Annotated in this window: 12 protein-coding genes; 3 read left to right on the top strand and 9 right to left on the bottom strand. The window is 59.1% G+C overall.

Annotated features, from left to right (window positions below):
- The first annotated feature begins 1 nt into the window (after position 1).
- The 3 genes from HBA26_RS17705 (at position 2) to nrdG (ending at position 3,632) form a co-directional block, all read left to right on the top strand.
- Positions 2–574, top strand: coding sequence for a PTS sugar transporter subunit IIA (locus tag HBA26_RS17705; protein ID WP_126345983.1), 573 nt, complete (start codon positions 2–4; stop codon positions 572–574).
- Between the two features lie 369 nt (positions 575–943).
- Entirely contained in the window at positions 944–3,082 is a 2,139-nt protein-coding gene (gene nrdD / locus HBA26_RS17700; RefSeq protein WP_100170980.1) for an anaerobic ribonucleoside-triphosphate reductase, read from the top strand.
- Positions 3,083–3,167: 85 nt separating this feature from the next.
- Positions 3,168–3,632 carry an anaerobic ribonucleoside-triphosphate reductase-activating protein gene (gene nrdG / locus HBA26_RS17695; RefSeq protein ID WP_126345985.1) on the top strand — a complete coding sequence of 155 codons (465 nt, stop codon included), beginning with the start codon at positions 3,168–3,170 and terminating at the stop codon, positions 3,630–3,632.
- Between the two features lie 31 nt (positions 3,633–3,663).
- Here nrdG and HBA26_RS17690 read toward each other — a convergent pair whose 3' ends face one another.
- From HBA26_RS17690 to HBA26_RS17650, 9 genes are all read right to left on the bottom strand, one after another.
- Positions 3,664–5,574 carry a PRD domain-containing protein gene (locus HBA26_RS17690; RefSeq protein WP_126345986.1) on the bottom strand — a complete coding sequence of 637 codons (1,911 nt, stop codon included), beginning with the start codon at positions 5,572–5,574 and terminating at the stop codon, positions 3,664–3,666.
- Between the two features lie 19 nt (positions 5,575–5,593).
- Complete coding sequence (locus tag HBA26_RS17685; protein WP_126345987.1) at positions 5,594–6,730, bottom strand: lactonase family protein; 1,137 nt, start codon at positions 6,728–6,730, stop codon at positions 5,594–5,596.
- A 25-nt stretch (positions 6,731–6,755) separates the two neighbouring features.
- Positions 6,756–7,496 (bottom strand): KDGP aldolase family protein, encoded by a 741-nt coding sequence (locus HBA26_RS17680; RefSeq protein WP_041911457.1) that lies wholly within the window; start codon positions 7,494–7,496, stop codon positions 6,756–6,758.
- Positions 7,493–8,611, bottom strand: a complete 1,119-nt coding sequence (locus HBA26_RS17675; protein ID WP_028015299.1) for a DgaE family pyridoxal phosphate-dependent ammonia lyase — start codon at positions 8,609–8,611, stop codon at positions 7,493–7,495. The genes HBA26_RS17680 and HBA26_RS17675 overlap by 4 nt, the downstream gene beginning before the upstream one ends.
- Positions 8,595–9,728, bottom strand: coding sequence for an amidohydrolase/deacetylase family metallohydrolase (locus HBA26_RS17670; protein WP_126345988.1), 1,134 nt, complete (start codon positions 9,726–9,728; stop codon positions 8,595–8,597). Before HBA26_RS17670 ends, HBA26_RS17675 begins: the two co-directional genes overlap by 17 nt.
- Before the next feature lie 42 nt (positions 9,729–9,770).
- Positions 9,771–10,412 carry a DUF4310 family protein gene (locus HBA26_RS17665; protein ID WP_003856081.1) on the bottom strand — a complete coding sequence of 214 codons (642 nt, stop codon included), beginning with the start codon at positions 10,410–10,412 and terminating at the stop codon, positions 9,771–9,773.
- A gap of 13 nt (positions 10,413–10,425) precedes the next feature.
- Positions 10,426–11,202 (bottom strand): DUF4311 domain-containing protein, encoded by a 777-nt coding sequence (locus HBA26_RS17660; RefSeq protein WP_023310182.1) that lies wholly within the window; start codon positions 11,200–11,202, stop codon positions 10,426–10,428.
- A gap of 22 nt (positions 11,203–11,224) precedes the next feature.
- Positions 11,225–11,524, bottom strand: a complete 300-nt coding sequence (locus tag HBA26_RS17655; RefSeq protein ID WP_006810338.1) for a DUF4312 family protein — start codon at positions 11,522–11,524, stop codon at positions 11,225–11,227.
- 2 nt (positions 11,525–11,526) lie between these two features.
- Positions 11,527–11,839 (bottom strand): SFCGS family glycine-rich protein (locus HBA26_RS17650; RefSeq protein WP_166720967.1); only part of this gene is annotated, 313 nt, incomplete at its 5' end.

The following is an 11,839-nucleotide window of genomic DNA, read 5'->3' as shown; positions in this document are numbered from 1 at the left end:
TATGAACTTGCTTGCATTGACGCACCCCGATCTGGTTTTTATCAACCCGCCGCACCGTACGCCTGAAGCGCTGATCCGCTGGCTCGCCGAACCGCTCGCCAGGCGAAAAATCATCTGCGATGCAGAAACATTCATCCAGAGCGTATTACAGCGCGAAAGCGAAGGCCCTACCGCGCTGGGTGAAGCGCTCGCCGTTCCGCACGGTAAAACCGAGGCGGTGCAGCAGGCGGCGTTTTGTCTGGCACTCTTTGACGACCCGATACGCTGGCCGGGGCTGGACGGTGATGAAGAGGTCAGAATGGTTTTCCTGCTCGCCATTCCGCCCGCGGAAGCAGGCAGTACCCATATGCAACTGCTGACGACGCTGACCAGTTTATTAACAGAAGATCGAGTGCGCGCGCAGCTTCTGGCGGCGCGCACCCGGGAAGAGGCGATGTCCGCCCTGAGTGCTGAAGAACCTCAAAAACAGGATGCGGCCCCTGACCGCTCCCTTCTCATTCCGGTGATACTGGGCAGTATCGCTACCGCAGCCTTTTTACAGGCAGGATTGAGCTGGGCCTGCGCGGTGAGTTAACCGAACGGCGCTCAGCATGTACCACGTTGAGCGCTTGTTTTTGTTGAATAATTAATCAGATTTTTCCTTCGCGTCTTTACAAAGGCTGAAGCGCCCGCCGTTTGTACTCTCGTCTTTTTACTTTGTTCTGAATCAAAAAAATCGCAAACATGTTTGATGCAAATCACTATATGTAGAACTTAAAATGCACGCCGACCCAACATCTTGTATTAATCGTCTACTATTCCAACAACAAGACGGCGCTTACGCTGGCCGGAATTGTGGATAACACGAGCTGGGAACGGGGGAAGTCTTTGGCCTGGCGGGGAATACGTCCGGTGAATACTTCTCCACCTCTGTGGATAACCTGTTTTTAAAAATGGAGTGATCATGACACCGCATGTGATGAAACGTGATGGCTGTAAAGTGCCGTTTAAATCAGAGCGCATCCAGGAAGCCATTCTGCGTGCAGCTAAAGCAGCGGGAGTCGATGACGCAGATTACTGCGCCACCGTCGCAGAAGTCGTTAGCAGCCAGATGACTGAACGCAGCCAGGTCGATATCAACGAGATCCAGACCGCGGTTGAAAACCAGCTGATGGCTGGCCCCTACAAACAGTTAGCCCGCGCCTACATTGAGTATCGCCACGATCGCGACGTGCAGCGTGAGAAGCGCGGTCGCCTGAATCAGGAGATCCGTGGCCTGGTGGAGCAGACCAACTCTGCCCTGCTCAATGAAAACGCCAACAAAGACAGCAAAGTGATCCCGACCCAGCGCGATCTGCTGGCCGGTATCGTCGCCAAACACTATGCCCGCCAGCATCTGCTGCCGCGCGACGTGGTCTCGGCACACGAGCGCGGCGAGATCCACTATCACGACCTCGATTACTCGCCGTTCTTCCCGATGTTCAACTGCATGCTGATCGACCTGAAAGGCATGCTGACCCAGGGCTTTAAAATGGGTAACGCCGAGATTGAACCGCCTAAGTCGATCTCCACGGCGACAGCGGTAACGGCACAGATTATCGCTCAGGTGGCGAGCCATATTTATGGCGGGACCACCATTAACCGCATTGACGAAGTGCTGGCCCCGTTCGTGACGGCGAGCTTCAACAAGCATCGGAAAACTGCCGAAGAGTGGCAGATCCCGGACGCGGACGGCTATGCGCACTCCCGTACCGAAAAAGAGTGCTACGACGCGTTCCAGTCGCTGGAATATGAAGTGAACACGCTGCACACCGCCAACGGACAGACGCCGTTTGTAACCTTCGGTTTTGGCCTGGGCACCAGCTGGGAATCACGCCTGATCCAGCAGTCCATTCTGCGCAACCGTATTTCCGGCCTCGGCAAGAACCGCAAAACCGCGGTGTTCCCGAAGCTGGTGTTCGCCATCCGTGACGGCCTGAACCACAAGTTTGGCGATCCGAACTACGACATCAAACAGCTGGCGCTGGAGTGCGCGAGCAAGCGCATGTACCCGGACATCCTGAACTATGACCAGGTGGTAAAAGTCACCGGTTCGTTTAAAACGCCTATGGGCTGCCGCAGCTTCCTCGGGGTGTACGAGGATGAAAACGGCGAGCAGATCCACGACGGGCGTAACAACCTGGGCGTCATCAGCCTGAACCTGCCGCGCATCGCGCTGGAGGCCAAAGGCAATGAAGCTGAATTCTGGAAACTGCTGGATGAACGACTGCAGCTGGCGCGTAAGGCGCTGATGACCCGTATCGCACGCCTTGAAGGGGTGAAAGCCCGCGTGGCGCCCATCCTCTATATGGAAGGGGCCTGCGGCGTGCGCCTGAAGGCGGACGATGACGTGTCCGAGATCTTCAAAAACGGCCGCGCGTCGATTTCGCTGGGCTATATCGGCATCCACGAAACCATCAACGCCCTGTCTGGCGACGCGCATATGTACGACAGCGAGGCCCTGCGCGAAAAAGGCATTGCGATTGTCCAGCGCCTGCGCGACGCGGTTGACCAGTGGAAAGAGGAAACTGGCTACGGGTTTAGCCTTTACAGTACGCCGAGCGAGAACCTGTGCGACCGCTTCTGCCGTCTGGACACCGCCGAGTTCGGGATTGTGGAAGGCGTGACCGACAAAGGGTACTACACCAACAGCTTCCACCTCGACGTGGAGAAAAAGGTAAACCCGTACGACAAGATCGACTTCGAAGCGGCCTATCCGCCCATCGCCAGCGGCGGCTTCATCTGCTACGGCGAGTACCCGAACATCCAGCACAACCTGAAGGCGCTGGAAGACGTGTGGGATTATAGCTATCAGCACGTGCCGTATTACGGGACCAATACGCCAATCGACGAATGCTACGAGTGTGGCTTTACCGGTGAGTTCGAGTGTACGAGCAAAGGCTTTACCTGCCCGAAATGCGGCAACCACGATGCAGCCCGTGTCTCCGTGACCCGTCGCGTGTGCGGCTATCTCGGCAGCCCGGATGCCCGTCCGTTTAACGCCGGCAAGCAGGAAGAGGTGAAGCGCCGGGTGAAACATCTGGGGAATGGGCAGATCGGTTGAGCCACTGCCACATTTATGCCCGGTGGCGCTACGCTTACCGGGCCTACAATCCGCACTCACACTGTACCCGGCTTGGTTAACCGCTATGAACTACCATCAGTACTACCCCGTCGACATCGTCAACGGCCCCGGCACCCGCTGCACCCTGTTCGTTTCAGGCTGCGTACATGAGTGCCCCGGCTGCTACAACAAAAGCACCTGGCGCGTAAATTCCGGCATGCCGTTTACCGCTGAAATGGAAGACCGCATCATCAACGACCTGAACGACACGCGCATCAAACGCCAGGGGATTTCGTTCTCCGGCGGCGATCCGCTCCATCCGCAAAACGTGCCGGAGATCCTGAAGCTGGTGAAGCGCATTCGCCGTGAGTGTGCGGGAAAAGATATCTGGGTCTGGACGGGATATAAGCTGGAAGAGCTGAATGCTGCTCAGAGGGAAGTCGTGGATTTGATTAACGTGCTGGTGGACGGCAAGTTCGTGCAGGATTTAAAAGATCCGGCCCTGATCTGGCGCGGCAGCAGCAACCAGGTTGTGCATCATTTGCGGTGAATGAAGGCGGATAACCTCTATCCGCCTGGCCTCAAAACCGGCTCAAACTCTCCATCGCCTCAGCCTTAAACGCCGCAAAATCCTCGCACTGGCACAGGCGCGTCATCGCGCGTTCTCGCAGGAAAGTGACGAAGATGTCGTAAATCGCCATCGCCTCTTCGTACTCGCTTTTGCTGATGGCGAGCAGGAAGATGACGTGCGCCGTTTCATCCCCCCACTGAATACCCTGCGGAGCCAGCACCGTGTAGACCACCGTTTTCTGTGCCAGCAGGCCGAGGGAGTGCGGCAGCGCGATGCCGTCGCCGAGCATGGTGCTGACGATAGCTTCACGCTCAACGACCGAATCCAGAAACTCCGCGCCGACAAAGCCTTCGCGTTCAAGCTGGTCACACAGCTCGCGGAACAGCGTTTGCTGGTCAACAGGCTTGTCGAGAATGCGAAAATGGGCCGCGTCGAAGTATTTCTCCAGCATCCACGGGCGGGTGCGGTCCACCAGCACCAGCTTGCCGATCTGTTCTAACTGATAATCGGTCGGGAACGGAGCGATCGTCACCACCGGTTTAGATTTTTCACTCACGCGGGCGGTGGAGATGACAAAGTCTTCGCCGATGGCATCCACCAGCTCGTATTCGCGCAGAGTGAGCGTGCGCGTCACCTCGATCTGCGGGTATTTGCGCTGGAGCACCGCCTCGATCATGCGCACCATCGCATTACCGGCGTCGCACACCAGCAGCACGCGTGGCTGGCGCTGGTAGCCGATGTTGTAGTGGCGTTCCAGCCCCACGCCGATGTGCAGCACCAGAAAACCAATCTCGTTTTCGCTGATCGCATACGGCGTGTATTTGCCCCAGCTCGACACCGCTGCGAGAGTCATATCCCACGCCATCGGATAGTGCTGCTTGATGTTGTCCAGCAGCGGATTGGGGATCATGATTTGATAGCGCACGCGGGTGATCATGGTTTTGATGTGCGTGAGCAGATCGGCGTGCAGCTGCGCGTCGCTGAGCAGGTTGTAGTTATAATGGGTGTTGATGTAGCGCAGGATATAGTTGACCAGCGCTTCGTCGTCGTCGGCGTTAATCGCGCTGGGGGCAATCTCCTGAATCTGCCGTGCCGCGATGTGGACGCACAGCCAGCTCTCTTCCGATGGCGCAAGCGCCTTGCCCGCCAGCTCCTGAATGGCCACCGCGATATCCTTCGCCGCCTCGCGCACGTTCTCTTCCACGTCTTCCGCGTGGAATTCCGGCAGCGGATACCCCTCGCTGATGCGCCGCACCGACACCGCGCAGTACAGGCGCAGGAACAGTTCGCCTTCGTCGGTCAGACGAATGTGATGGCGGGTGAGCGCGTCGTGAAGCACGACCACCATCTGCTCCGGTACCCCGGCGTTGAGCGCGACCTCCGTCACCAGCGGGTTAAGGCTGTCCTGCTGCGCCAGCTCCCACAGAAGATCGGTCAGGCAGGCGCGGACCGACATCTCGCTGCCAAACAGCTTCATGCCGTGGCGCGGGCGGGTTTCCAGCGTCAGGTTATAGCGCTGGAACCACTCGCGCACTTCCACCATGTCGCTCTGCAAGGTGGCGCGGCTGACAAACCACTCGTCGGCCAGATCTTCAAGCTTAAGTGAAAACGCCGACGTCAGGAAACGCACCACCAGATAGTGCACGCGCTCCGGTCCCGTTCGGGGAATACGCAGCGCGCGCGGGTGCGATGCCTGCAGCTGCTGATAGCGCTCGGCATCGTCAATTTTAAGCTGGTAGCCGTTACCCCGGCTCAGAATAAACTGCGCGCCGTGGCTCGCCAGTAGCGCGTTCAGGGCGGTGATATCTGCGCGGACGGTTCGCGTGGAGACCGACAGCCGCTGCGCCAGCTCGTCCTGCGGCAGCGTCTCGTTTTGCAACAGATCGAAAAGTTGCGCTAAACGTTGGTTCGGAAATCTCACGTCGTTGTCCTCTTACTGCTCAGGGTGAAATGACCATCTGGGATGGGCTGCCGACCGGGGTATAGTCTGGCTCGAAGCTCAGCTTGCCGTCCTGCGCCACACGGAAACGGGTAATGTTGTCGCTGCGCTGGTTCATGACGTACAGCCAGCGTCCCTGCTGATCGAGCGTCAGGGTGCGCGGGTAGTCGCCGCGCGTCCAGACATCCTCCTGATGCGTCAGCGTGCCCTCCGCTGTTACGGTAAAGTGCCCGATGCTGTTATGCAAACGGTTCGCCACATACAGCTGTTTACCATCGGCGCTTAGCGCCAGCCCGGCAGCAAAACTGGTGCCTTTGTAACCGTCCGGCAGGGCAGAGATCGTTTTGCCCTCTTTCAGCCTGCCGTTGCTGTCCAGCGCATAATGGGTGAGCGTAGAGGCCTCTTCGTTAATCAGCCACAGGGCATCGCCTTTCGGCGTAAAGACGAAGTGGCGCGGACCGGCACCTTTCGAAGAGGCGCTGATAAACGGCGGATCGTTCGGCGTTAGCTTTCCGGTTCGATCGTCAAAGCGGTACTGATAGATACGATCCAGCCCAAGATCGGTGGAAAAAACGTATTTCCCGCTCGGATCGGCGGCGATCATGTGCGCATGCGGGCCGTTATGATCGCTGATGGCAAAGCTACCTTCGACAGCCGCTTCCGGCTTCGCCGCGCCCGGTTCGCCCTGGTCCTGATGTCTGTCCGTCGCGTCACCCAGGCTGCCGTCCGCGTTGACGGGCAAAACGGCAATCGATCCGCTGACGTAGTTCGCCACCAGCAGATGCTTGCCGTTTGGCGTTAGCGAAAGATACACCGGCCCGGCACCGCCGGAGGCCACCTGATTCAGCTCGCTCAGCTCACCGTTATCGCCGACGCGCAGCGCCTGCACCACGCCCTGCTCCACTTCGCTTGCCAGATACAGCGTTTTACCGTCTTGCGAAAGGGTCAACTGCGCCGCATTCGGCAGTTTGCTCACCAGCGTTTTGTTATCGAGCGCGCCGGTTTGCGGGTCAACGGTAAAACGGTACAGCCCTTCACCGTTCGGATTATAGGTACCCACCCAGGCGTATTGCGTCTGGGCGATGGCGGCGGTGGCGAGCATTGAGAGTGAAGCGACAAGCAGGTTACGGGTGTGCATGGTGGCTCCTTTATATGTGTGAGTTCTACTTCACCAGCTTCTTCGTCATCGCCAGCAGCGTACGCACATCTTCGGGACGCGTATCGCCGCTGGCTTTGTCGATAATTGAACTGTAGATATGCGGGATGATTTTGCTTACGCCCGCGTCGAGGGCGATCTGCAGGATCGCCTCATAGTTTTCCAGATCGATACCCCCCGTCGGCTCCAGCCAGAAGTCGTGACGGGCGCAGGCTTCCGCCACCGCCTGGTATTCGTCACGGCACTTGAGGCCGCCCATCGGGAAGTACTTGATCGAACTGCCGCCGAAATCTTTCAGCAGGGCAATCGCCGTTTCAACCGGCACGATGCCGTCCGGCGCTTTGCTGCTCAGCGGGCCGGTGGAGATTTTCACCATGCCGACGGTACCGGTCGGAGAGACCAGGCCATTGACCACCGATTCATTCTGCCCCAGCAGCGCGCGGCTCGCGGCCACGCCGGTGAAGACCTGGTTGACGTGCTGCGGCTGCACCTGGCGGGAGATCTCGCTCACCATCGCCGACTGGTTCGGATCGCCCGCACCCAGCCCCACGGAGAGCGCGTTATCAATCAGCGCCGCGTATTCACGCATATCCGCGACCGCGCTCGCCACGTCCGGGTAATTTTTGGAGAGCACGCCCACCAGCACGTGACCTTCCGCCGCCTCGTAAATGGCGCTGGCGTTGGCTTTCGAGCCGGCCAGCACGTTCAGGCAGACGCGGTCACGGTAAAAATTGGGGGTCAGTTTCATGCGTTTTTCTCCTGTCCTAATACTTCACTAATGCGGCGGTAGACGATGTTCAGCTGGTCAGCACTTACGCTGCGCACGTCCGCTTCGATAATCCCTTCGTTGGCCTTGTAGCCACGGAAATAGATGGCGTATTCGCCCTGCTTGAGCGCGTTCACCAGGTCACCCGTGCCGACGCCTGTGGTGGCTTCGTCGAACTTAATTTCGGTGCGGGCGATATCGCGACCCGCGCTATCCCAGACCACGCGGGCGGTGACGCCGTTCAGGGTGTTGAGCGCGTCGATAAACGGTGTCATCTTCGCCACCATCTCGGCACCGCTTTCCTTGGTGGCCGTCAGGTAGTGTTCAATGGCGCAGGTCAGGCCAAGGATCCCCTCTTTACCCACCTTCATAGCGCGGCCAATGCCCGCCGTCTGGCGTTTCACCCACTCAACGTACTGGGTTTTGCCGATCACCAGGCCGCTGGTTGGCCCCTCGATCGCCTTCGCGCCGCTGTAAATCACCAGATCCGCGCCGGAGCGGTAGTACACGTGCAGATCTTCTTCCGCCGCGGCATCGACGATCAGCGGCAGGGAGTGTTTACGTGCGACGACTGCCGCCTGCTCGACGCTGAGCATGCTTTTCTGCACGCAGTGGTGCGATTTGATGTAGAGGATCGCCGCCGTGCGCGGGGTGATGGCCGCCGCCAGCTGATCGGCGGAACATTCGTTGGCGTAACCCGCTTCCACCAGCTTGCCGCCGCCCAGCGCCACCATGGTGCCGACCGGCGCGCCAAAGTTAACGTTGTGGCCTTTCGGCAGGACGATTTCATTGTTCTCGATTGGGGTGACGTGCAGGTTTTCCAGCAGCCAGTCGCTGTCTTTTACCAGCACCGCCGCCACGGACTGGGCGATGCCCGCCGACGCGCAGGAGACCACCGTCGCGCCTTCCACATCCAGCAGCTTCGCGATGTATTCCCCGGTTTTGTTAACCAGATCCTTCATCTCGAAGTAATGATTCATGCCGTCCATCGCCGCCTGCACTACTTCCGGGCGCGGCGTGGAGACGCCCAGCGCCGTCATGCGGCCAGAGGTGTTGATAACCTGCTTTAAATTATACTTCTCATAAATCGAAGGCATGTTCCGTGCTCCCTTGTTCGGTCATGTAGCCCTTGCCCGCGCGGATCGCGGCAAGCGGCACCAGAATGTGTTCAGCCTGCAGGCTGTCGTTTTCAGCGTCCGTCAGCACCGTTGGCTGGCGTTTAATCGTGAACAGCGTCAGGTCGGCGTCGAGACCCGGCTGAATGCGGCCCTTGCGCGTCAGGCGCAGGCCGTCGGCGGCGTTCGAGGTCACGCAGTCAATCACCTGCGGCAATGACATGCCGATGGCGAGAAACTTCGACATCACGCTTGCCAGCGAGCCCACCGGGCCGTTGATGCGGTTGCGGCAGTAGATATCCGAGCTGATGGTATGCGGCAGAATGCCCATCGCGATGGCGCGTTTCGCCACCTCAAAGCTGAAGCTCGCCGTGCCGTGGCCGACGTCCAGACGCACGCCGCGCTTAAGGGCGGAGGTGATGGAGGCGCGCAGCTCGCCGGACGGCGTCAGAATGCGGTTAGGCTTCCCGTTATAGCAGTGGGTAATGATGTCGCCGGAGCTTAACAGCTCGGCGATTTCGTCGAGGTTCGGCGGGTTGTTGCCGATGTGCACCATCAGCGGCAAGTCGCCATTCTCTTTCTGGATGGTTTTGGCGCGCTCCAGCGGCGTGATGCCGTTTTCACCAACCACGCTGCTGCTCATGCGCGCCTTCAGGCCGACAATAAAATCAGGGTGGCGCTTCACCGCCTGCTTCACCGCATCGGCGTCAATGTTTGCCATGTTGGCCAATTCGTTCTGGGCAATCAGCCCCACGCGGGAGATATTCAGCAGGGCAAAGACGTCGGTGGAGGCTTTGCGGGTGATGTCGTAAAAATCGTCCACGTCGTCGGCCCCGGTACTGCCCGCGTCCACCACGGTAGTGACGCCGGTGGCAATGCCCACGCTGTCCGGCTCGTCGTGGTAAATCGGTGAGTTCGGGTAGCAGTGAACGTGGGAGTCAATCCAGCCCGCGCTAACGTACACGTCACCGTTAAGCTCAACCGTTTTACGGGCGGGAGCGTCAATTTCGCCCGTCGCGGCGATCTTCCCGTCCTGAATGGCGATATCGGTCAGGGTATCGTCGGCGAGGCGCGCACGGCGCAGGAGTAAATCAAACATGAGGATCTCCTGATAGGGCGGGCGCCGGAGCGCCCGCGGGTATTAAAGGGCGACCGGGAACAGCCAGCCCAAAATCATTGCGCCGAGGATGGCGCCACCGGTAATCGGCTTCTGCCAGATGTAGAACAGCAGCGCGCCTACCAGCGAACCGACGCCGATTGGAATGGAGGCGGTCATCGCGCTGAGGATAATCAGCGGCCCGAGGAAGCGGCCGGAGGCGTTACCCGCGCCCATCATCACGTCTGCGCCGTAGGTGGAGTTGCTCTGGTTGATGGTGAACTTACGCGCCAGGATGATGACGTAGCCAATCGCCAGACCAATCACCAGGCCGGTAATCAGCGAGGCAATGAAGTTGGTCACCGGGAACATGATCCCCGCGCCCAGCAGCAGCGCCGGTACGCCGAGGCCCACGCCGGTCTGGATCGCCCCACCGATGTCGAGAATACCCACCAGCGACCCTTCAATAATGCGGGCGAACAGGAAGCTCGCGCCGAACGCCGCCACCGCGCCGTAGACGCCGGTATCGATTCCCGCTTTCAGCATCGCCACGAAGGCCACTTCGTTAAACGCGCCGATGCCGTAGAGGTAGTACATGTGCGTCCCGGCGAAGACGCCGGAGGAGAGCAGGCCAACGAAGATCGGGAACGACCAGTCGGCATACCAAAAACCTTTATTCTGTTCCATGTAGAGGCTCCTGTTATTTACCGCTGAGCGAGTTGTGGATCATGTCGAGCCAGTTCGGCACGGTCAGATGGAAGGATTCGATCATCTTCATGTCGAAGCCGCGGAAGAAGCCGCTCAACACGAACAGCAGGACGATCGCCGCCATCATCACTTTGGTGACGTGGTTCCAGCCGCTCTCCTCAACGCCTTTACCGATCAGGATGCCGAGAACCAGACCCGGTACGGCGTTCCCCATGATCAGCTGCGCCGCGCCGCCAAAGATGGTGGCCCAGAAGCCCGATTTTTTTCCCGCGTCGATGGCCGCCAGCCAGAAGATCACCGGCATCACGGTGTTAACCAGCAGGTTCGCGGCAGGCACCAGCACCTTCACGGCGGTGACCTGCAGCGCTGCCGGCACGGAGGAGGCGGTCAGGTTCAGGAAGGTGACGACGAGCATGCCAATCACGCCGCAGGCAATCGCCATTTTGCGGGGATCGTGCAGCGTTTCGCCGACGTTACGGTTTTTGATCATCAGTGCAGCAGCACCCCAGTTCGGGATGATGCGGTGGTCAACGTCCTGTGTGAAGGCACCTGCAGCCACGGAAGAGGCCCAGGCGTTAAAGAAGAAACCTAACCCAAAGGAGAAGTGGGACGCCGGATCCCCTTCACAGGAGTTCAGTTCCCCCAACGTACGAAACGCGCCCATACCCTGAGTGGTAGGCGCATGAAACATGCGTGCAGCCCCGGCTCCGACACCGACGCCAACCAGGCCGCCAATGATGAGCGATTTTATTAATATAATTAAGAACATCAGTCTGCCCTTTTATGAATAATCAGCGTTGCGTGACGAAATCCACCTGGTCGAGATTGATGGCAGTCACGTTGACGGTCACATCCAGCTCCACGCTGTAGGTGCGTCTTTCCCGGCGCAAAAAGAAGAACAGAAACGCTTCTTTACGCACCGCTTCTTGCGCCTGAACAACCTGCACATCCTGTGGCTCAATACGCAGTAAGATATGCGGTGAGGCTTTCATCACCGCTGCCTGAACGTGGTTGAGGGCGTCGGCAAAGGCGCGCGCTTTGGCATCGCCCTTCCCCTTCACTCTCACCGTGGTTGTGAACTGTTCTTTCATGCTTATGCGCCGTATTTCTTCTGCCACGCCTGCACCAGACGCTCGCCCAGCTCTTCTTTATCCATAAAGCCAAAGCCCAGCACGTTGCAGCCTTCGTTGATGGCGGTCACGCCCTCTTCCACGGAACGCATGCCGTATTTGGCCTTGTAGCCATATTTGGTTTGGGCGGTGATGGCACCCGCGCCGCCGCTGCCGCAGAAGGAGATGCCGAAGGTGGCGTTTTCCGCTTTCATTACGTCCCCGAGCTTCATGTCCGCCGCCATGCCCGGCCCAACCACCTGTCTCTTATACACATCTGACGCTGCCGACGACGGA

This window comes from Enterobacter sp. 725m/11 (assembly GCF_011683705.1).
Taxonomy (GTDB): domain Bacteria; phylum Pseudomonadota; class Gammaproteobacteria; order Enterobacterales; family Enterobacteriaceae; genus Enterobacter; species Enterobacter bugandensis.
Note: the sequence above shows the minus strand (reverse complement) of the source record. Positions and strands in the feature narration are given on the sequence as shown.